The 20,166-nt window shown below is 57.5% G+C and carries 17 protein-coding genes; 4 read left to right on the top strand and 13 right to left on the bottom strand.

The features are described 5' to 3' along the window. Positions 1–8: 8 nt before the first annotated feature. The gene (gene frsA / locus C0557_RS03845; RefSeq protein WP_208657537.1) at positions 9–1,253 is read right to left on the bottom strand and encodes an esterase FrsA; all 1,245 of its coding nucleotides are present in this window, start codon (positions 1,251–1,253) and stop codon (positions 9–11) included. Between the two features lie 105 nt (positions 1,254–1,358). Then, positions 1,359–1,817: a xanthine phosphoribosyltransferase gene (gpt, locus tag C0557_RS03840; RefSeq protein ID WP_010427903.1), complete on the bottom strand. Its 459-nt coding sequence runs from the start codon at positions 1,815–1,817 to the stop codon at positions 1,359–1,361. 258 nt (positions 1,818–2,075) lie between these two features. Here gpt and pepD point away from each other — a divergent pair, with 258 nt between their 5' ends. Further along, the gene (pepD, locus tag C0557_RS03835) at positions 2,076–3,533 is read left to right on the top strand and encodes a cytosol nonspecific dipeptidase (RefSeq protein WP_208657536.1); all 1,458 of its coding nucleotides are present in this window, start codon (positions 2,076–2,078) and stop codon (positions 3,531–3,533) included. A 35-nt stretch (positions 3,534–3,568) separates the two neighbouring features. On the opposite strand, the gene dinB is transcribed toward pepD, so the two are convergent. Next, complete coding sequence (gene dinB, locus C0557_RS03830) at positions 3,569–4,624, bottom strand: DNA polymerase IV (protein ID WP_074776912.1); 1,056 nt, start codon at positions 4,622–4,624, stop codon at positions 3,569–3,571. A 352-nt stretch (positions 4,625–4,976) separates the two neighbouring features. On the opposite strand from dinB, the gene dpaA reads away from it, so the two are divergent. Further along, positions 4,977–5,714: a peptidoglycan meso-diaminopimelic acid protein amidase gene (gene dpaA / locus C0557_RS03825; RefSeq protein ID WP_074776911.1), complete on the top strand. Its 738-nt coding sequence runs from the start codon at positions 4,977–4,979 to the stop codon at positions 5,712–5,714. On the opposite strand, the gene C0557_RS03820 is transcribed toward dpaA, so the two are convergent. Together C0557_RS03820 and lpcA are read right to left on the bottom strand one after the other, a co-directional pair. Next, positions 5,685–6,452 carry a class II glutamine amidotransferase gene (locus C0557_RS03820; RefSeq protein ID WP_043954834.1) on the bottom strand — a complete coding sequence of 256 codons (768 nt, stop codon included), beginning with the start codon at positions 6,450–6,452 and terminating at the stop codon, positions 5,685–5,687. The genes dpaA and C0557_RS03820 overlap by 30 nt on opposite strands. 113 nt (positions 6,453–6,565) lie before the next feature. Continuing rightward, a complete protein-coding gene (gene lpcA, locus C0557_RS03815; RefSeq protein WP_007373312.1) occupies positions 6,566–7,147 on the bottom strand; it encodes a D-sedoheptulose 7-phosphate isomerase in 582 nt (193 codons plus the stop codon). Positions 7,148–7,383: 236 nt separating this feature from the next. Here lpcA and fadE point away from each other — a divergent pair, with 236 nt between their 5' ends. Then, positions 7,384–9,831: an acyl-CoA dehydrogenase FadE gene (gene fadE, locus C0557_RS03810; protein ID WP_208657535.1), complete on the top strand. Its 2,448-nt coding sequence runs from the start codon at positions 7,384–7,386 to the stop codon at positions 9,829–9,831. Between the two features lie 111 nt (positions 9,832–9,942). After that, positions 9,943–10,713, top strand: coding sequence for an amidohydrolase (locus C0557_RS03805; protein WP_208657534.1), 771 nt, complete (start codon positions 9,943–9,945; stop codon positions 10,711–10,713). Positions 10,714–10,995: 282 nt separating this feature from the next. Here the strand turns inward: C0557_RS03805 and C0557_RS03800 are convergent, their stop codons facing one another. The 8 genes from C0557_RS03800 to C0557_RS03765 form a co-directional block, all read right to left on the bottom strand. Further along, positions 10,996–12,597, bottom strand: a complete 1,602-nt coding sequence (locus C0557_RS03800) for a gamma-glutamyltransferase family protein (protein ID WP_208657533.1) — start codon at positions 12,595–12,597, stop codon at positions 10,996–10,998. 9 nt (positions 12,598–12,606) lie between these two features. After that, positions 12,607–13,482 (bottom strand): ABC transporter permease, encoded by an 876-nt coding sequence (locus C0557_RS03795; RefSeq protein ID WP_208657532.1) that lies wholly within the window; start codon positions 13,480–13,482, stop codon positions 12,607–12,609. Then, positions 13,482–14,426, bottom strand: a complete 945-nt coding sequence (locus C0557_RS03790; protein ID WP_208657531.1) for an ABC transporter permease — start codon at positions 14,424–14,426, stop codon at positions 13,482–13,484. Before C0557_RS03790 ends, C0557_RS03795 begins: the two co-directional genes overlap by 1 nt. A gap of 20 nt (positions 14,427–14,446) precedes the next feature. After that, on the bottom strand, positions 14,447–15,961 hold the full coding sequence (locus C0557_RS03785) for an ABC transporter substrate-binding protein (RefSeq protein ID WP_208657530.1): 1,515 nt from the start codon (positions 15,959–15,961) through the stop codon (positions 14,447–14,449). A gap of 12 nt (positions 15,962–15,973) precedes the next feature. Then, positions 15,974–17,041 carry an ABC transporter ATP-binding protein gene (locus C0557_RS03780; protein WP_208657529.1) on the bottom strand — a complete coding sequence of 356 codons (1,068 nt, stop codon included), beginning with the start codon at positions 17,039–17,041 and terminating at the stop codon, positions 15,974–15,976. Further along, positions 17,038–18,051, bottom strand: a complete 1,014-nt coding sequence (locus C0557_RS03775; RefSeq protein ID WP_208657528.1) for an ABC transporter ATP-binding protein — start codon at positions 18,049–18,051, stop codon at positions 17,038–17,040. The genes C0557_RS03780 and C0557_RS03775 overlap by 4 nt, the downstream gene beginning before the upstream one ends. Beyond that, positions 18,048–18,764: a FadR/GntR family transcriptional regulator gene (locus tag C0557_RS03770; RefSeq protein WP_007373303.1), complete on the bottom strand. Its 717-nt coding sequence runs from the start codon at positions 18,762–18,764 to the stop codon at positions 18,048–18,050. The genes C0557_RS03775 and C0557_RS03770 overlap by 4 nt, the downstream gene beginning before the upstream one ends. Positions 18,765–19,224: 460 nt before the next feature. Then, positions 19,225–20,103 carry an NAD(P)-dependent oxidoreductase gene (locus C0557_RS03765; RefSeq protein ID WP_208657527.1) on the bottom strand — a complete coding sequence of 293 codons (879 nt, stop codon included), beginning with the start codon at positions 20,101–20,103 and terminating at the stop codon, positions 19,225–19,227. Positions 20,104–20,166: the final 63 nt, after the last annotated feature.

Raw genomic sequence — 20,166 nt, 5'->3', positions numbered from 1 at the left:
TCAATCTATTAACGGAAATGATGGTTGATCCATCCGGTGATTTGCTCCAGCGCCTTATCAAAATTGCGATAGACCGGATTGAAGGGGATCTCCAACAGTTTGCCCTCACTCGATGACGTACTGATTAAACGTGACTCCTCTTCCGGGCTGAACGGATCGTTTTGCCAGAAGCCGGAAAGCATCGGCGTTGGGCAACGCCGTCCGAGCAGGCCCTGAGTTTTCAGGGAGTAACGGTTCAACTCAACGCGCAGCGCTTCATCGGAAGCATCATGCATCCCCAGACGGCTGGCCAGCACATCAAGATACATTTCCGGCACCCGCCCCTGGCGTAACGGCTCGTTAAGCAGCGCATGCACCACCGGCCCCAGACACGCCACCGCTTTCAGGCGCGGTGCTTCCAGATAAGCCAGGCGTACCGCTACGTTTGCGCCAAAACGGAAGCCAAACGCCGCTACCCGTGTATGATCGACCCACGGAATATTCGGCAGCGCTTTCAAAACGTGCTGATGCAGCAGGCTCGAATCCTGGGTTAATTTCCATTTCGACGAAAAGCCGACAGAAGGCATATCCAGCGTCAACATCGCCATCCCCTGCGGAGCGAAGTAACGTTCATAGAGGGTGTAGTAATCGATTTGCAGGCCATCCAGCCCACCGCACATTAATACCGTCGGGAAAGGGCCGTCGCCAGGCGGCATATGCAAAAAGCCAGTCACCGGCGAACCGCCCGGAATGCTGAACTGCATCTCTTTGAGCGCCCCAGGCAAGCGCTGCGCTGCCTCTTCATAGGCACGATTCGCCAGAGCCTGCGCCTGCTCGGCCAGCACATCGCCTTTGATGTGCGGATAAGCCGCCAGGCTGTACAGACTGGAGGCGCGCAGCCAGTGGCGACCGCTCTGCACCGCTTCCTGCTCCTGCATCGCCTTTTGCTGCCAGAGCATCGCCTGCGTGGACCATTCGTAGATCCAGTTACCGCTGCGGTAACCCACCACCGTATCGTACAGTTCCGGATCGGTGTGCTCGGCCTGGCTTATCACAATGCGCGACTGCACTTCGAGGATCTCACGGGCATCAATACCGCGCCAAATCCACATTAAGCGGTTAAGCATGCGATACCAGTGCGGAACGTTTTTACCATCCAGCGTTGATAAGATCTGCGGCTGCGTGCCAGCGTTGAACCGACGTACCAGCGTTGACGTTTCCGGATGCTTGAAACGGGGTTTGAACAGGGTTTCGCTAAGATTAGCTTGTGACATCGCGCGCAGCCTCCATGTATCTATCACTGGAGGTTATTGTAACCTGAGGTGCGACAAAATGAACAACGCCCGGTAGAACCGGGCGTTAGCAGAACGTGCGGGGGATTAGCGGCCGCTGATAGGCGGAACGAAAACCACGCCCATATCCCACGGCTGTTCAATCCAGGTATCCTGCGGGATATCAATAACATAATCGTCAACCAGCGGGCGACCAGCCGGTTTGGCGAAGATGGTGACGAAGTGCGCTTTCGGATACATTTCACGAATCGCTACCGCAGTACCGCCGGTGTCGACCAGATCGTCAATCACGATAAAGCCTTCACCATCGCCTTCCGCACGTTTCAGCACGGTCAGTTCGCGCTGGTTATCGTGGTCATAGCTGGAGATGCAAACGGTATCAACATGACGAATGCCCAACTCACGTGCCAGTAATGCGCCCGGTACCAGACCGCCGCGGCTTACGGCGATAATGCCTTTCCATTGTTCTGAAGGCATCAGTCGGGCGGCCAGTTTGCGTGCGTGAATCTGCAACATGTCCCAGGTGACGACGTATTTTTCGCTCATGTGAAGTGTCCCAGCCCGTGTTTTACGGCTTAAAAGTATTCCAGGGGAAAATAGGTTGCGCGAGATTATAGAGATCTGCGGCACTAAAAACCAGTATTACCCGGCATTAGCGGCGCTTTTTCCACGTTTACAGGCTCGCAGTCTGGCAAGAAAGTGTTATTCTCAACGCCATCTCGCAAGGCGCTCTTGCGATGCCCGTTTATTTAACCCTGTGACCTGCAAGGTAAGTTTCGCAGGCTCTTTGTAAGGAGACTCATCGTGTCTGAACTGTCTCAACTATCGCCACAACCGCTGTGGGATATTTTTGCCAAAATCTGTTCTATTCCGCACCCGTCCTACCATGAAGAACAACTCGCCGAACATATTATGGGCTGGGCGAAGGAAAAAGGTCTCCACGCAGAGCGCGACCAGGCAGGTAACATTCTGATCCGCAAACCGGCCACCGCCGGCATGGAAAATCGCAAGCCGGTCGTATTGCAGGCGCACCTGGACATGGTGCCGCAGAAAAACAACGACACCGTTCACGACTTCACCACCGATCCGATTCGCCCTTATATCGATGGCGAATGGGTTAAAGCGCGCGGCACCACGCTCGGCGCGGATAACGGCATCGGTATGGCCTCGGCGCTGGCCGTGCTGGCCGATTCCACCGTAGAACATGGCCCGCTGGAAGTGCTGCTGACCATGACCGAAGAAGCGGGTATGGACGGCGCGTTTGGTTTGCAGGCCAACTGGTTGCAGGCAGACATTCTGATTAATACCGACTCTGAAGAAGAAGGTGAAATCTACATGGGCTGCGCGGGCGGGATCGATTTTATCACCACCCTGCCGCTGACCCGCGAAGCCGTACCGGCCGGTTATGAAACCTTCAAACTGACGCTGAAAGGCCTGAAAGGCGGCCACTCCGGCGCGGAAATTCATGTCGGTCTGGGCAACGCCAACAAACTGCTGGCGCGCTTCCTGGCCGGGCACGCGGCGGAACTGGATCTGCGTCTGCTCGATTTCACCGGCGGTACCCTGCGCAACGCGATCCCGCGCGAAGCGATTGCCGTAGTTGCTGTTCCGGCCACTAACGCCGCGCAGCTCAAAACGCTGGCCGGCACGTATCAGGCAATCCTGAAAAACGAGCTGGAGATGAAAGAGAAGAACCTGGTGGTGCTGCTGGAAAGCGCAAGCAGCGACAAAGCCGCGCTGACCACCGCTTCCCGCGACACGTTTGTTCGCCTGCTGAACGCCACGCCAAACGGCGTCATTCGTAACTCCGACGTGGCAAAAGGCGTGGTTGAAACCTCGCTGAACGTCGGTGTGGTTACCCTGCAGGACGACAGCGCGGAAATCATCTGCCTGATCCGTTCGCTGGTCGATAGCGGTAAAGATTACGTGGTGAGCATGCTGGAATCGCTGGGAGCGCTGGCTGGCGCGAAAACAGCGCCGAAAGGCGGCTACCCGGGCTGGCAGCCAGACGCGCATTCGCCGGTCATGGCACTGGTGCGTGAGACTTATCAGCGTTTGTTCAACAAAACGCCGAACATTCAGGTGATCCACGCAGGTCTGGAGTGCGGTCTGTTCAAAAAACCGTACCCGAACATGGACATGGTCTCCATTGGGCCAACCATTACCGGCCCGCACTCTCCGGATGAGCAGGTGCATATCGAAAGCGTGGGCCACTACTGGACACTGCTGACCGAGCTACTGAAAGCTATTCCGGCGAAATAAGCCCGCTGTCCGCGCCGCCCGGCGCGGACATTCACTTATAACCCCAGCACCAGTTGCCGCTCCAGTTGTGGATCCAGCAACGTCACATGCAGCCCTACCAGCCGTACACCGCGCCCGCCGCGACGCTCATCCCACGTTTTCCGCGCCGTTGCCAACAGATCCTCTTTATTTAAGCGCGGCCAGACATGTTCCTGGGTGGTGAGCTGAAAATCATTAAACTTCAGCTTTACGCCCTGGCGGGCAATCAGCAAATCCGGCTTCACTTTTGCCAGCCGTCGCTCCAGCTCCGGGTATAAATGCTCAATAATCGCTTCGCACTCTTCCCAGTGGTGAATATCGTCTGCCAGCGTGCGCTCCACGCCGACGGATTTACGTAACCGCTCGCTACTGATTTCCCGCTCATCAATGCCCTGGCTGCGCTCCCACAAAATACGGCCAAATTTACCAAAGCGTTTAAGCAGCATCGCCAGATCGCTGCGCTGCACGTCTTCACAGGTGCGCAGCCCCAGCGTCTCCAGTTTTGCCGCCGACACTTTGCCGACGCCCGGGATCTTGCTTAGCGGCAGCGTGCGGAGAAATTGCGGAACGTCCGCTGGCGTGATCACGTACTGGCCGTTGGGTTTATTAAGATCGGAGGCAATTTTGGCGAGAAACTTTACCGGCGCCACGCCCGCCGAAGCCGTCAGCTGCGTTTCATTAAAAATAGTCTGGCGGATCTCCTGCGCCATCAGCGTCGCTGAGCCGTGGCAGTGCGGGCTGTCAGTAACATCCAGATAGGCTTCATCCAGCGAAAGCGGTTCAATCAACGTCGTGTAGCGGGAAAAGATCTCACGGATCTGATTTGACGCTTCTTTATAAGCATCAAAACGGCCGGGCAGCAGAGTGAGGTGAGGACAAAGTTTCAGCGCCATTGCCGTGGGCATTGCGCTGCGCACGCCAAATTTACGCGCCGGATAATTGGCGGTGCTGATAACGCCACGCTTAACGCGGCTGCCGCCAATGGCAAGGGGGATGTCGCGCAGGGCGGGGTTATCGCGCATCTCGACCGCCGCGAAAAAGCAATCCATATCGACATGTATGATTTTGCGCATGCGTACGCCCTCACAGAACACTGGATAAGTATACAGCATATTCCATTGAAATGAGAAGCCAGTGCGTAAAACCGCCGAAAAGAGGGTAATTTGATAGTTACTTCTGCCGTTTTAGTTTCATAATAACCACCAGCTAAACGGCCAGGTGTTTGAAACGCAAAACAGAACACAATTTGCGCAATGGTGGAAATATCGCCAAAAAAAGATGAAGCGTGAAGGATGAACTCTATTCTGGCTTGCGAAAAAATGCCGTAATGCTAATGTGGGCGCTCCGAAACAGATTAGTCTGAATTTTGGGCATCTTTTGCCGTCCTGGCAATGTGGTATTCGCTTTATCAAGGAAACAAGTTGTATGCGCAAAATCGCATTATTTATTGCGATGCTTCTGATCCCGTGCGTCTCGTTCGCTGGCTTAATGGGCAGCAACAGTTCGATTACGCCGGTAAGCAAAGAATATAAGCAGCAGTTAATGGGGTCGCCGGTTTATATCCAAATCTTCAAAGAAGAGCGTACCCTTGATCTCTACGTCAAAATGGGCGAGCAATACCAACTGCTCGACAGCTATAAAATCTGCAATTACTCCGGCGGTCTGGGCCCGAAACAGCGCCAGGGCGATTTTAAAAGCCCGGAAGGGTTTTACTCCATTCAACGTAATCAGTTGAAGCCGGACAGCCGCTTCTACAAAGCGATCAACATTGGTTTTCCGAATACCTATGACCGCGCCCACGGCTACGAAGGCAAGTACCTGATGATCCACGGCGCCTGCGTCTCGATTGGCTGCTATGCCATGACGGATTCGAACATTGATGAGATCTTCCAGTTTGTGACCGCCGCGCTGGTCTTTGGGCAGCCGAACGTGCAACTGAGCATCTATCCGTTCCGCATGACCGACGCCAATATGCTGCGTCACAAATATTCGACCTATGCGGATTTCTGGAAACAGCTGAAGCCGGGTTACGACTATTTTGCCACCACCCACCAGCCGCCGGTTGTCTCGGTTGTGGATGGTCGCTATGTCGTCAACAAGCCGCTGAACACCGCCGTTCAGCCACAGCTGGCGTCAAACTACACGCTCCCCCAGACAAAATAACGCCCACTCGCCTGGCATAATCTTTTGCCAGGTTTCGTTGCCGGTTAACGGCTGGGTGGCAATCACGGTAACCACATCGTTCGGTGTGGTTTCCCGCTGAAAATCAATCTCAACGTCCTGATCCAGCAGTTTCGCCACGCCAAACGGCGCACGGCGGGTGATCCAGAACAGATTTGTCGAGCAGAACGCCATCACGTAGCGCCCGTCCGATAACAACATATTGAAAACGCCCTTCTCGCGCAGTTGCGTTGCCAGCGAGGCAATGTACTTAAACACCGCCGTCATATTGCCCGGCGTACGCGGATAACGTTCCGTAAGCTTATGCAGCAACCAGCAGAACGCTTTTTCACTGTCGGTTTCGCCAACCGGGCGAAAATTGCCGGTCTCCAGCGACTTATAGCCGCTCAACTGACCGTTGTGTGCGTAAGTCCAGTTGCGCCCCCACAGCTCGCGGGTGAACGGATGGGTATTTTCCAGCGCCACTTCGCCACGGTTAGCCTGGCGAATATGCGCCACTACCGAGCGGGACTTGATCGGATAGTCCTGCACCAGCTTCGCGATCGGAGAGTTAAAACTCGGTTGCGGATCTTTGAACGTGCGACAGCCCTTGCCCTCATAAAAAGTGATGCCCCAGCCGTCTTTATGCGGCCCGGTTCCACCACCGCGCTGGACAAGCCCGGTAAAACTAAAACAGATATCGGTCGGCACATTGGCGCTCATACCGAGCAGTTCGCACATACTCACCCCCAAAAACGCCTTAATTCTGGGAAGGCGTAATTGTTGCAGCCAGTTTGAACACGGACAGCGCGGAGCACTGCCCAGGTTCAAAATGGCAAATAAAATAGCCTTCCCTACGCCTTAACCATCTCTTTTTCGATCAGCTGAATCAGGATATGAATCACTTTGATATGGATCTCCTGAATACGATCAGCATAACCAAAATGCGGCACACGAATTTCAACATCCGCGGTACCCGCCATCTTGCCGCCATCTTTACCGGTCAGGGTGATGACTTTCATCCCCTTCTCACGCGCTGCCGCCACTGCTTTGATCACGTTGCCGGAGTTGCCGGAAGTGGAAATGCCCAGCAGCACGTCGCCTTCACGACCCACGGCTTCCACATAGCGGGAGAAGACATAGTCGTAACCGAAGTCGTTGCTTACGCAGGAGAGATGGCTGACGTCGGAGATAGCAATCGCCGGATAGCCAGGACGGTTTTCACGGTAGCGACCAGTTAACTCTTCCGCAAAATGCATGGCATCGCAGTGAGAACCGCCGTTACCGCAGGACAACACTTTACCACCCGCTTTGAAACTGTCCGCCAACAGCACCGCCGCGCGCTGAATCGCGTGAATATTGGCTTCATCTTTCAAGAAATTCGCCAGCGTTTCCGCCGCTTCGTTCAGTTCGTTACGAATCAGATCCTGGTACATGAGGATATCCTTCAGCATAGATGTAAATAACACTGCGCAGTGTACCGGATAGGATCCGGAGCGAGAAGCTAAAGCCACGGCACCTGCGCGTTTTCGTTTTCCGTGCGCAAAATCCCCCCAACAATGTGAACCAGGTTGTAATTATTTTGTAAACACATTGCTAAAAGAAATCTCATCCACTACAACCATAACATCACAAGTGGTCAGACCTCCTACAAGACAGGGAGCTTTTTTTTATGATGATTTTGAGCCTTATCGCAACAATCGTTCTCCTCGGTGTGCTGTTTTATCACCGGGTCAATCTGCTCCTGAGCAGCGTGATTTTACTGGCGTGGACTGCCGCGCTGGGCGTTATGGGGCTGTGGTCCATCTGGGTGCTGTTGCCGCTGGCGATCATTCTGGTGCCGTTCAATCTGCCGCCGATGCGTAAGGCACTGATTTCCGCGCCGGTATTTCGCGGTTTCCGCAAAGTGATGCCGCCGATGTCGCGTACCGAAAAAGAAGCGATCGACGCGGGTACGACCTGGTGGGAAGGCGATCTGTTTCGCGGTAACCCGGACTGGAAAAAGCTGCACAACTATCCGCAGCCGCGCCTGACTGCTGAAGAGCAAGCCTTTATCGACGGCCCGGTGGAAGAAGCCTGCCGCATGGCGAACGATTTCCAGATCACTCATGAAATGGCCGATCTGCCGCCGGAGCTGTGGGCGTTCTTAAAAGAGCACCGCTTCTTCGCGATGATCATCAAGAAAGAGTACGGCGGGCTGGAATTCTCTGCTTATGCGCAGTCCCGCGTGTTGCAAAAACTCTCCGGCGTCTCAGGTATTCTTGCCATCACCGTCGGCGTGCCGAACTCTTTAGGCCCTGGCGAACTGCTGCAACACTACGGCACGGAAGAGCAAAAAAATCATTATCTGCCGCGCCTGGCGCGTGGCCTGGAGATCCCCTGCTTTGCGCTGACCAGCCCGGAAGCGGGTTCCGATGCGGGCGCGATCCCCGATACCGGCGTGGTTTGCATGGGCGAATGGCAGGGCGAGCAGGTGCTCGGCATGCGTCTGAGCTGGAACAAACGCTATATCACGCTGGCACCGATTGCCACCGTACTCGGCCTGGCTTTTAAACTTTCGGATCCGGAAAAACTGCTGGGCGGCGAAGAAGAGCTAGGCATCACCTGTGCGCTGATCCCGACATCAACGCCGGGCGTGGAAATCGGCCGTCGTCACTTCCCGCTGAACGTTCCGTTCCAGAACGGGCCAACCCGCGGCGACGATATCTTTGTGCCGATTGATTACATTATTGGCGGGCCGAAAATGGCCGGTCAGGGCTGGCGTATGCTGGTGGAATGTCTGTCGGTCGGTCGCGGTATTACGCTGCCGTCTAACTCCACCGGCGGCCTGAAATCTGTCGCGATGGGGATTGGCGCTTACGCCCATATTCGCCGCCAGTTCAAAGTGCCAATCGGCAAAATGGAGGGTATCGAAGAGCCGCTGGCACGCATCGGCGGTAACGCCTACGTGATGGATGCGGCCGCCTCGCTCATCACCTACGGCATTATGCTCGGCGAAAAACCGGCAGTGCTTTCCGCTATCGTGAAATATCACTGCACCCACCGCGGCCAGCAATCCATTATTGATGCGATGGATATTGCCGGCGGTAAAGGCATTATGCTCGGCGAAGGCAACTTCCTGGCACGAGCCTACCAGGGCGCACCGATTGCCATTACCGTCGAAGGCGCCAACATCCTGACCCGCAGCATGATGATCTTCGGCCAGGGCGCGATCCGCTGCCATCCGTATGTGCTGGAAGAGATGGCCGCCGCGCAGAATAATGATGTGGACGCTTTCGATAAGCTGCTGTTTAAACACATCGGCCATGTCGGCAGTAATAAAATGCGCAGCCTGTGGCTTGGCCTGACGCGCGGTTTAACCAGCGCCACGCCGACCCGCGACGTCACCAAACGTTACTACCAGCATCTGAACCGCCTGAGCGCCAACCTTGCGCTGCTGTCTGATGTCTCAATGGCGGTGCTGGGCGGCAGCCTGAAACGCCGCGAGCGTATCTCCGCCCGTCTGGGAGATATTCTCAGCCAGTTATTCCTCGCCTCTGCCGCGCTGAAACGTTATGACGATGAAGGCCGCCAGGAAGCGGATCTGCCGCTGGTACACTGGAGCGTGCAGGACGCGCTGTATCAGGCGGAACAGGCGATGAGCGATCTGCTGGAGAACTTCCCGAACCGCTTCGTCGCGGGCGCATTAAGCCTGGTGATTTTCCCGACCGGACGCCATTACCGCGCGCCGTCGGATAAGCTGGACCACAAAGTGGCGAAGATCCTGCAAACGCCGAGCGCCACCCGCTCCCGCATCGGGCGCGGCCAGTATCTGACGCCGAGCGAGCACAACCCGGTGGGCCTGCTGGAAGAGGCGCTGGTCGATGTGATAGCAGCCGATCCGATTCACCAACGCATCTGCAAAGCGCTGGGCAAAAACCTGCCGTTCACCCGCCTCAATGATCTCGCCCAGCAGGCGCTGGCAAGCGGCTTGATCACAGCAGAAGAAGCGACGCTACTGAGTAAAGCGGAAGTCAGCCGTCTGCGCAGCATCAACGTTGATGACTTTGCGCCAGAGGCACTGGCAACGCAGCCTGTGGTCAAGGCGCCGGAAAAACTGCGCAAACCGGAAGCGGCCTGATGCAGTAATAGCCTGAAAGCATTCTTCCCTTACCAAAACCCGCAACCGCGGGTTTTTTTCTGTCTTTGCATGCTACAGTGTGCAAATGCTGTCTTACGGGGAGTCAACACTGTGCCTGGTTTGAAAATTACACTGTTACAACAACCGTTAGTCTGGATGGATGGGCCTGCGAATCTGCGCCATTTCGACATCCAACTGGAGGGCGTTACCGGCCGGGATGTCATCGTCCTGCCCGAAATGTTCACCACCGGCTTTGCGATGGAAGCGGCAAAACAGTCCATGCCGCAAGACGATGTGGTGTCATGGATGCAAAGTAAAGCCCGCCAGACCAATGCGCTGATTGCGGGCAGCGCCGCGCTGCAAACCGACCGCGGGCCGGTAAACCGTTTTCTGCTGATTGAGCCGGAAGGCAAAGTGCATTTTTACGATAAGCGCCATCTGTTCCGCATGGCCGAAGAGCACCATCACTACGAAGCAGGAAATAAGCGCGTGGTATTTGAGTGGCGCGGCTGGCGCATCCTGCCGCTGGTTTGCTACGACCTGCGCTTCCCGGTGTGGTCGCGCAACCGCAACGATTACGATCTGCTGCTCTACGTTGCTAACTGGCCTGCGCCGCGCTCACTGCACTGGCAGTCGCTGCTGGTGGCGCGCGCCATTGAAAACCAGGCGTGGGTAGCGGGCTGCAACCGCGTCGGCACCGACGGCAATGGTCATCACTACCGTGGCGACAGCCGGGTGATCAGCCCGCAGGGCGAGATTATCGCCACCGCCGAGCCGCACCTCGCAACGCGCATCGACGCCGAAATGTCGCTCAGCGCATTGCAGGAGTATCGCGCGCAGTTCCCGGCCTGGCAGGATGCCGATCCGTTTACGCTCGATTAACGCAGGGGTTGTGGGGTCGTAGGCCGGGTCAGCGAAGCGCTATCCGGCCTTTTTATTTGCCGCGCAGGTTCTGCCCGGTGGCGCGATGCTTACCGGGCCTACAGGTCTGAAGATCGAAGAGAATCACAAGCCGGATAAGGCGCAGCCGCCATCCGGCCTTTTTATTTGCCGCGCAGATTCTGCCCGGTGGCGCTATGCTTACCGGGCCTACGACTTGAACAACGTGTAGCTGAAAGCGATGTAGGCCGGATAAGGCGCAGCCGCCATCCGGCATGACTTCCCTTAACTCACTAACGCTTGTCCATCTTTGCGGCTTTCAGTCGCTGCAACGTAGTGCCCTTCCGGCATACGATAGATCACCTGCGCGCCACCGAAATGATAGCCTTCCAGCGGATCTTCCACCGTAATCTGGTGTCCCCGCGCGCGCAGCCCGGCAATCAGATTGCGTTCAAACGTTGCTTCCACTACCACTTCCCTGCCCTTCACCACGCGCCAGCGCGGCGCATCGATCGCCGCCTGCGGGTTCTGTCCGTGCAACATAATGCGCAGCGCCATCTGCATATGACCTTGCGCCTGCATCGGCCCGCCCATCACGCCGAAAGACATCAGAGGTTTGCCGTCTGCCCCCAGCGCAAAGCCAGGGATAATGGTGTGTAACGGACGCTTGCCGCCCGCCAGCGCATTCGGGTGTTGCGGATCGAGCACAAAACCACAGCCGCGGTTTTGCAGGCTGATACCCGTTTCCGGCACCACGACGCCGGAACCAAAGCCCATATAGTTAGACTGAATAAACGACACCATCATGCCACTGGCATCCGCCGTGGAGAGATACACCGTGCCGCTTTGCGTCGGCGAACCGTAAACAAAATCGGAGGCCTTCTCCGGGTCGATTAGCGCCGCGCGGGCTTTTAAATAGTCGTCGCTGAGCAGCAGGTCGGCGGCGAATTCCAGATGATCGGCATCCGCAACGTAGCGGTCGAGATCGGCCAGCGCCAGCTTCATCGCTTCAATCGACAGATGCAGCGACTGCACCGAATCCGGGTCATAGCGGCCAATATCGCAGTGCTCAAGGATGCCGAGCGCAATCAGCGTCGCAATCCCCTGCCCGTTCGGCGGTAACTCCTGCACTGAACCACCGGCAAATGCCCTGGAGAGCAGCGTCACCCAGTCGGCTTTATGGTTTGCCAGATCCGCTTCGCTCAGGTGCGCCCCATGCTCTTTCGCGAAAGCGGCAATTTTCTGCGCCAGTTCACCGCGATAAAACGCTTCGCCGTTGGTTTGCGCAATCAACTCCAGCGTTTTCGCCTGCGCCGGGTTACGGAAGATTTCGCCGATCTTTGGCGCGCGCCCTTGCGGCGCAAAACAGGCGCTAAAGCCCGGTTGATCTTTTAACCTGTTATAGCCGCGCTGCCAGAGCTCACCAATCAGCGGCGAAACCGGGAAACCGTTACGGGCATACTCGATCGCCGGTTGCGCCAGCGTGGTCAGCGGTAGCGAGCCGAAACGTTCGGCCAGCGCCACCCAGCCGGAAACCGCGCCGGGTACGGTAACGGCATTCCAGCCAAGCTCCGGCACCGCATCAAGCCCAGCAAACATATCCGCATGCCAGCTCGCCGGGGAACGGCCGGAGGCGTTCAGCCCGTGCAATTCTTTGCCATCCCAGACAATGGCAAACGCATCGCTGCCAATACCGCAGCCGGTTGGCTCCACCACCGTCAGCGCCATCGCCGTGGCAATCGCCGCATCCACCGCGTTACCCCCGAGCGCCAGCATGCGCATGCCAGCCTGCGCCGCCAGCGGCTGGGAGGTGGCTACCGCGTTGTGTCCCATCATCGGCGCGCGGTATGAGGCATAACCCACTTTAAAATCAATCGCTTTCGTCATCGAGACTCCTTAGTCGTGGCGTGGATCAAGCGCATCGCGCAGCCCGTCGCCGAGTAGATTAAATCCCTGTACGGTGAGAAAAATCGCCACACCGGGGAAAACAGACATCCAGGGTGCCTGCTCCAGAAAACCTTTAGCGGTATTCAGCATCGCGCCCCAGGAGGGATACGGCGGCTGTTGGCCGAGGCCGAGAAAAGAGAGGCTGGCTTCGGTGATGATCGCCGAGGCAATCGCCAGCGTTGCCTGCACGAGGATCGGCGACATCACGTTTGGCAGCACATAGCGCAGGATTATCCAGCGATCCGGCAGGCCAATCGCCCGCGCCCCGTCGATGTATTCTTCGTTGCGAATGGCGATCACCTGGCCGCGCGTCAGACGGGCGAAGATCGGCATCGCCGACAGGCCAATGGCGATCATCGCATTACTCAGGCTTGGGCCAAGAAATGCGCCGAGGGCGATCGCCATGATCAAAAATGGGCAGGCCAGCAGCGCTTCGATAAAGCGTGAAATCACCCCATCCCAGATCCCCTGGAAATAACCGGCCAGCAGACCCAGCGGCACGCCAATCACCACCGCAATCAGCACTGAGATACAACCGGCCAACAGCGAGGTGCGCGCCCCCCAAATCATGCGCGACAGAATATCGCGCCCCAGTTCGTCGGTGCCGAACCAGTACAGTTCAGAAGGCGGTTTACGCACCGCCAGAAAGTTTGCTTTTACCGGATCGAACGGTGCGATCCACGGCGCCAGCAAAGCGATCAGCACAAAGATGCCGACAATCACCGCACCAATCATCGCGCTTTTGTTGGCGAGGAATTTCTTCAGTACCCGGTTTTCCGTGCGCGGCAGCGACGCCGCCACGCCCGTAGTGGTCAGTTCCGCCATTATTCGCTCCGCATTTTCGGGTTAACCAGCACGTACAGCACATCGGCCAACAGGTTGAGCAACAGGAAGCCAATCGCCACCACCAGCACCACGCCCTGCACCACCGCGTAATCACGGTTAAACACGGAATCGACAATCATTTTGCCGAAACCGGGAATGGTAAATACCTGCTCGGTCAGCACCGCGCCGCCCAGCAGTTCGCCAAACAGCAGCGTGGTCAGGGTGATCACCGGCACCAGCGCATTACGAAATGCGTGCTTCATGATCACCGTTTTCGGCAGCAGCCCCTTCGCCCTGGCAGTACGGATGTAATCCGCTTTCAGGACCGCAATCATCGATGCGCGGGTGTGGCGCATTAAGGTGGCCGCCAGCCCGGTACCAAGCACCAGCGAAGGCAGCAGCAAGGTGCGCAGGTTTTGCAGCGGATCTTCGCTGAAAGGGACAAAACCCGATGCTGGCAGCCATTGCAGATTGACGGAGAAAATCAGGATCAACAAAATCCCCAGCCAGAAGTGCGGCACCGAGATGCCGGAGATGGCGACAAAGTTAGTGCCGTGATCGATCCAGCTATTCTTGTTCACTGCCGCCATGATCCCCATGCTGATGCCGAACAGCAGCGCGAAAATCATCGCCAGCAAGGACATCTCCAGCGTAACGGGCAGTTTGGTGGCGATCAGATGCGTCACCGGCTCCTGAGTGCGTAAGGAGACGCCAAGATCCCCCTGCAAGGCGCGGGTAAGCCAGTGGAAATATTGCACCGGGATCGGCGCATCCAGATTCAGCTCCGCGCGTAGCTGGGCGATCACCGCCGGATCACGCTCTTCCCCGAGCATGGCAGTCAGCGGATCGCCGGGCAGCAGCTTTTGCAGCCCGAAGACCATCATACTGACCATCAGCAACGTCGGGATGGCGAGCAGCAGGCGTTTGCATATCAATTCCAGCATGGTATCTCCTTACAACTCCGTTACTTCGCGAACGTCATACCTGCCAGGCGCACAATGCCGTCCGGGTAAGGTTTAAAGCACTCTACTTTTTTATTCATCCCAAAAATGCGCGGCTCGAAGTAGAGGTAAGCAATCGGCATATCCGTTTGCAGTTGTTTAACCACGTTCTCATACAGCCCTTTACGGGTAGCCGGATCGTTATGCAGACGCGCCTGGGTCAGCCAGTCATCCACCTGCGCATTGCTGTAGCGGCCATCGTTGAGGGTGCCTTTGCTGTGAATAAAGCCGAAGATACTGCCGTCGGGATCCGGGCGGCCAGACCAGCCGGAGTAGCTGAGCTGGAAGTCGCCGTTTTGCTGGCGATCCAGCAGCGTGGCGAATTCGGTCATTTGCAGATTGACGTTAAAACCGGCTTCGGCGGTCATTGCCTGTAATACCTGCGCCACCTGCTGCGAAGTCGGGTTATTCGGCACCAGCAGCGAAACGGTGATCGGCGTCTGTACGCCTGCCGCTTTCAGCAGCGCTTTGGCTTTTTCGACATCGCGCGGCGGCACCGGCAGGTTAACGTGATACGGGCTGACCGGTGAGAACGCCTGGTTCGCCGGGGCGTAGAGACCTTCAAATACCACCTGGTTTAACGCCTCGCGGTCAATTGCCTGTGAGAACGCTTCGCGCACGCGCGCATCTTTAAACGGATCGTTAGCCGGGACTTTGCCGTTGTTGATGTTAAAGGTAATGCCCTGATACCCCAGCCCGGTCACCTTCGCCAGTTTTAATTTGCCGTCGTTCTCTACCGTTTTCACATCGCTTGGCACAATGCCTTCGCTGAGATCCAGATCGCCCGCACGCAGGTTCGCCAGGCGCACCGAGGCATCCGGGATCGGCAGATAAATCACTTTGTCGAAGTGGTAAGCGCCTTTGTTCCAGTAGTTGTCAAAGCGCGAAAGCACGATGCGATCCTGCGAAACGCGGCTGTCGAACTTGTATGGCCCGGAGCAGACCGGATGCGCAGCGAAGTCCGGCTTCTTCGCCGCTTCTGGCGCCAGCATCGCGCCTGCGCGGTCGGTGAGTTGCATCAGCAGCGCCGAATCCGGCGTTTTCAGGTGCAGGGTGATTTGCATCGGCCCGGTCACTTCCACCGATTCCACCGAGGAGATCTCACTTTTACGCAGCGAGCCAGGCAGCGTCAGGGCGCGATCGAGGCTGAATTTCGCTGCGGCAGCATCAAATTTCTCGCCATCATGGAAGGTCACGCCGTCGCGCAGGTTCATGGTCAGGGTTTTGCCGTCTTCGCTCCACGACCACGTTTTCGCCAGACCCGGTACCACTTTCAGGTTTTCATCGACGTCCACCAGCCGATCGCACAACGAGGCGAAGACAAAGCGGCCATAGTAGGTGCGCGCCAGGTGCGGATCGAGCATGTCCGGATCCGCGCCTAAGCCAATACGCAGCACACTTTCAGCCTGGGCCGGCAGCGCCGCGCCCAGCAACATAACACTTCCCAGAACGGTCAAAAGAGAATTACGCACAATCATTATTTTTTTCCTTTAAGGGGATGAGTGAGAGGCCGCGTGTTCGAACAGAGCACGGCGTCGCAGGAACGCGGCGGAGGGTGGAGCAATCTGGATGACCGTGCGGTCACGGTTAAGCTCCTGCCAGCGATGGCAGGAGACCTGGCGGCCGCCTTCAAGTACCTGAGCGATCGGTTCGCGTTGCCGACATTCATCGGTGACGTGCGGGCACCGGGTATGAAAACGGCAGCCCTGCGGCGGGCTGGCCGGATTAGGTAAATCCCCCTGCAACAGCGGCATTTCATGCTTGATGCCGGGCTGGGTTTGCGGCGCAGAGGCGATCAGCGCCTGCGTGTATGGGTGCAGCGGCGCGTCGAAGATCTGATCGACAGTCGCCATTTCGACGATCTGCCCGAGATACATCACCGCCACGCGATCGCTCATATGGCGGATCACCGCCAGGCCGTGCGCGACGATGATCATCGTCAACCCAAGTTGCTGTTTCAGGTTTTCCAGCAGGTTCACCACCTGCGCCTGCACCGAGACATCCAGCGCGGATACCGGTTCATCACCCAGTAGCAGCTTCGGCCCGGAAGCCAGCGCGCGGGCAATGCCAATACGCTGGCGCTGCCCGCCGGAGAATTCATGCGGGAAACGCCGCGCCCAGGCCGCAGGCAGGCCAACGGTGGCGAGCAGTTCGGCAACGCGCGCCTGGCGATCCGCTTTGCCCATTTTCTGGTGCAGCCACAGCGGTTCGCCGACGATCTGCTCCACGGTCATGCGCGGGTTCAGCGAGGCGAAGGGATCCTGAAAGATGATTTGCAGCTCGCGGCGCAGCTGGTTTAACCGCGCGCCGCTGGCGTGAGTGATCTCTTCGCCCTGGTAGTAAACGTGCCCTTCGGACGCCGCCAGCAGACGTAGCAGCAGGCGGCCAAGCGTCGATTTGCCGGAACCGGACTCGCCCACAATCGCCAGCGTTTCACCGGGATAAACGGCGAGCGAAATGCGATCGACTGCCGTGACAAAGCGTTTTGGCGCGAACAGGCGCGTCGCGCCGACAAAGCGTTTGCTGAGATCGTGGGCCTCAAGGATCGGTGTGCTCATGCGGTTTCTCCCAGCGCAATATGCTGTTCAAGGGGGACGCGGAAACAGGCCGCCTGATGGCCCCGTCCCAGCGGCTGTAGCGGCGGTTTTTCCGCATGGCAGCGGCTCTGCGCAAACGGGCAGCGCGTGGCGAAACGGCAGCCTTCTGGCATCGCTTCCGGTAACGGTACGGCGCCGGGAATAGTGGAAAGCTGGCCCTTGCGCGCGCCCAGCGAGGGAATCGAGCCCATCAGGCCGATGGTGTACGGATGTTGCGGATCGGCAAAAATCGCCTCCACGCTGCCCTGCTCGACCACTTGCCCGGCGTACATTACGGCGACTTGCTGGGCGACTTCCGCTACCACGCCGAGATCGTGGGTGATCATCAATACTGCCGTGCCGGTTTCGGCTTTCAGGGTGTTGAGCAGCGCGAGGATCTGCGCCTGAATGGTGACATCCAGCGCGGTTGTCGGTTCGTCGGCAATCAACAGACGCGGGTTGTTAATCAGCGCCATAGCAATCATCACGCGCTGGCGCATACCGCCGGAAAGCTGGTGCGGATACGCTTTCAGGCGCATCTCCGCCGCCGGGATTTGTACCTTTTCGAGGATCTGCAGCGCGATATCCCGCGCGGCCTGCCGGGAGGCATGCTGGTGACGCATCACTGCTTCACTCAGTTGATCGCCAAGGGTGAACGATGGGTTCAGCGAGGTCATCGGCTCCTGAAAAATCATCGCCAGTTCATTACCGCGCAGATCCGCATATTCCCTCGGCGAAAGCTGGCGCAGATTGTGGCTGCGAAACTGCATTTCGCCGCTGAGGATCTGCGCGCTGTTGGGCAACAGCCCCATCAACGCCAGCGAGGTAATGCTTTTACCGCAGCCGGATTCCCCCACCAGTGCCAGCGTTTCCCCGCTTTTTATGGTCAGCGAAATACCGTCCAGTACGCTGACCGGGCTACCGGCGAACTGGACTTTCAGATTGTGCAGACGCAGGACGGGCGCGGGATCGTGAAAAGGTATGGTGGTCATGGCGTATCGTCCTCGAGATGAATGGCCTGGATCAGGGCATGTTGCAGGTCGAGCAGATGTTCACGCATCGCCAGGAAAGCCTCCTGCGGCTGGCGCTGCCGGATGGCGTGCATGATGCGGTGGTGGTGATCGTTATAGCGATCGACCTTCGCCGGAGTACGCGCCAGCTCCCGCAGGTGGTGCCAGGCGGGTTCGCGACGCACGGCGTCAATGGCGTCAAAAAGACCGAGCATCAAACGGTTTCCCGCCGCTTCAGCGATGGCCCGGTGAAAAGCGCTGTCCCACAGCTCATTAAGATCCGGATCGTCCGGATTGACGTTATCGATGCGTTCCAGCATGCGCTGCATCAGCGCCAGGTTTTCCGGGTTGGCGCGAAGTGCCGCCAGCCGCGCAAGCCCCGGCTCAACCTGCAAGCGCGCTTCCATCACTTCCAGCATATTGGTTTGTTGCACCAGTCCCTGGAGTGCCAGCGGCGCGACCGGCGCAGCGGGGCCAATAAACGTGCCTTTGCCCTGCTTACGCCAGATCCGCCCCTCTTCCTCCAGTACGTCCAGCGCGCGGCGTACTTCTCGCCGCCCGACGCCTAAGCGTTCCGCCAGTTCACGTTCCGTGGGCAGTGGAGTCCCTGGTGTTGACTCATGTTGGTGAATAAGCCCACGAAGTTGTTCAAGCGCCGTACTGGAATTTGCCAGATAGCGTGACGGTTTTTCCATATTGGTTCATCCGTATTTCGCGTTATCTTTTTCTTTAATTACATATAGTTAATTATTTAATCCGCGATGTATCGCCCTTATAACTAAGCAATTACTGAACCAATTACGTATTGGTTCAGTCATATTTTTGAAATTTTTGTTAATACTTTGATTTATTAATGTTTATTTTTTGCGCGAGAAACGAAGGGGTATAAGCGAAGTGCTTCATCGTGCAAAGAATGCACAGCTTTAGTGCAAGGAATGCACTAAAAAGGGAGGGAACGCCCAGGCCGGATGAGACGAAGCAGCCCTCCGGCTCGCCGATTTCAGCGGGGACTCAACCCCATCGCTTCAGCCTTTTTATTCATCGAGGGAAAGGTGTCGCTGCAGGGAAATACCCGGTGGCGCAGGCGCTTACCGGGCTTACATTGTTGGCCGTGGCGTAGGCCGGATAAGGCGAAGCCGCCATCCGGCAAGTTTGCTAAAGTTGTCCGGCGCGGCGGGCGGCGGTACGCGCCAGCGCGGCCCAGTCGAGATGCCCTTCATCATGGGCCAGGCTTTCCACGTGCGCAGCGCGCAGCGTACCGGCAATCGCCATCGGCACATTAACCCGTTCGCCGGCATCCTGCGCCAGGCGCACATCCTTCAGCCCCAAAGCCAGCTTAAACCCGGCTGGCTCGAAGGTGTCGCTGGCAATCGCCTGGCCGTAACCTTTATAGACCGGCGCGGCAAACAACGTGGAGGTGATTAAATCAATAAAATCGGCTTTATTAACCTCATGCCCCTGCACCAGCGCAACCGCCTCACCCATCGTGCCAATGGCGCTGGCAATCATAAAGTTGGCCGCCAGCTTCGTGGCATTCGCCTGCTCCGGCCGCGCACCAAGATACCAGGTCTTCTGACCGAGCACATCCAGCAGCGGCTGCACCTTTGCCAGCAGCGCGCTGTCGCCAGCCGCCAGAATATTTAACTGCCCCGCTTCGGCAACATTCACCCGCCCCAGCACCGGCGCGGCAAGATAACCGATATTACGCGCCCGGTGCAGTTGCGCCAGTTCCACTGCCAGATCGACAGAGATCGTCGCCATATTCAGGTGGATAGCCCCGGGTTTCAGCGTCGCCAGCACATTGCCCTCCAGCACGACGCTGCGCGTGGCGTTATCGTCCGCCAGAATGGAAATAACCACATCAGCATCCCTCACCGCTTCTGCGGCGGTTTCCGCCGTGGTGGCGCCCAGCGATGCCAGTTTCTCGCGCGGCCCGGCAGAGCGGTTCCAGCCCTGAACCTGATAACCGGCTTTGATGAGATTCGCGGCCATTGGCAACCCCATGGTGCCAAGCCCCAGAAACGCAATTTTCATCACAATGCTCCTGTTGTTAGGTGACTGTGTTTAACTATAAAAAAGGCAGGGATTCCTCCCTGC

This window comes from Kosakonia sp. MUSA4, assembly GCF_013085925.1.
In the GTDB taxonomy this organism is placed as follows: Bacteria; Pseudomonadota; Gammaproteobacteria; order Enterobacterales; family Enterobacteriaceae; genus Kosakonia; species Kosakonia sacchari_B.
This window is presented reverse-complemented; position numbering and strand designations above follow the sequence as displayed.

Bases quoted from the DNA above. Each gene is read 5' to 3' on its own strand.
- C0557_RS03785 (WP_208657530.1), bottom strand. From the start codon at position 15,961: ATGATTGTGCGTAATTCTCTTTTGACCGTTCTGGGAAGTGTTATGTTG.
- C0557_RS03820 (WP_043954834.1), bottom strand. From the start codon at position 6,452: ATGTGCGAACTGCTCGGTATGAGCGCCAATGTGCCGACCGATATCTGT.
- C0557_RS03770 (WP_007373303.1), bottom strand. From the start codon at position 18,764: ATGGAAAAACCGTCACGCTATCTGGCAAATTCCAGTACGGCGCTTGAA.
- C0557_RS03795 (WP_208657532.1), bottom strand. From the start codon at position 13,482: ATGGCGGAACTGACCACTACGGGCGTGGCGGCGTCGCTGCCGCGCACG.
- lpcA (WP_007373312.1), bottom strand. From the start codon at position 7,147: ATGTACCAGGATCTGATTCGTAACGAACTGAACGAAGCGGCGGAAACG.
- frsA (WP_208657537.1), bottom strand. From the start codon at position 1,253: ATGTCACAAGCTAATCTTAGCGAAACCCTGTTCAAACCCCGTTTCAAG.
- fadE (WP_208657535.1), top strand. From the start codon at position 7,384: ATGATGATTTTGAGCCTTATCGCAACAATCGTTCTCCTCGGTGTGCTG.
- gpt (WP_010427903.1), bottom strand. From the start codon at position 1,817: ATGAGCGAAAAATACGTCGTCACCTGGGACATGTTGCAGATTCACGCA.
- C0557_RS03790 (WP_208657531.1), bottom strand. From the start codon at position 14,426: ATGCTGGAATTGATATGCAAACGCCTGCTGCTCGCCATCCCGACGTTG.
- C0557_RS03800 (WP_208657533.1), bottom strand. From the start codon at position 12,597: ATGACGAAAGCGATTGATTTTAAAGTGGGTTATGCCTCATACCGCGCG.
- dpaA (WP_074776911.1), top strand. From the start codon at position 4,977: ATGCGCAAAATCGCATTATTTATTGCGATGCTTCTGATCCCGTGCGTC.
- dinB (WP_074776912.1), bottom strand. From the start codon at position 4,624: ATGCGCAAAATCATACATGTCGATATGGATTGCTTTTTCGCGGCGGTC.
- C0557_RS03765 (WP_208657527.1), bottom strand. From the start codon at position 20,103: ATGAAAATTGCGTTTCTGGGGCTTGGCACCATGGGGTTGCCAATGGCC.
- C0557_RS03775 (WP_208657528.1), bottom strand. From the start codon at position 18,051: ATGACCACCATACCTTTTCACGATCCCGCGCCCGTCCTGCGTCTGCAC.
- C0557_RS03780 (WP_208657529.1), bottom strand. From the start codon at position 17,041: ATGAGCACACCGATCCTTGAGGCCCACGATCTCAGCAAACGCTTTGTC.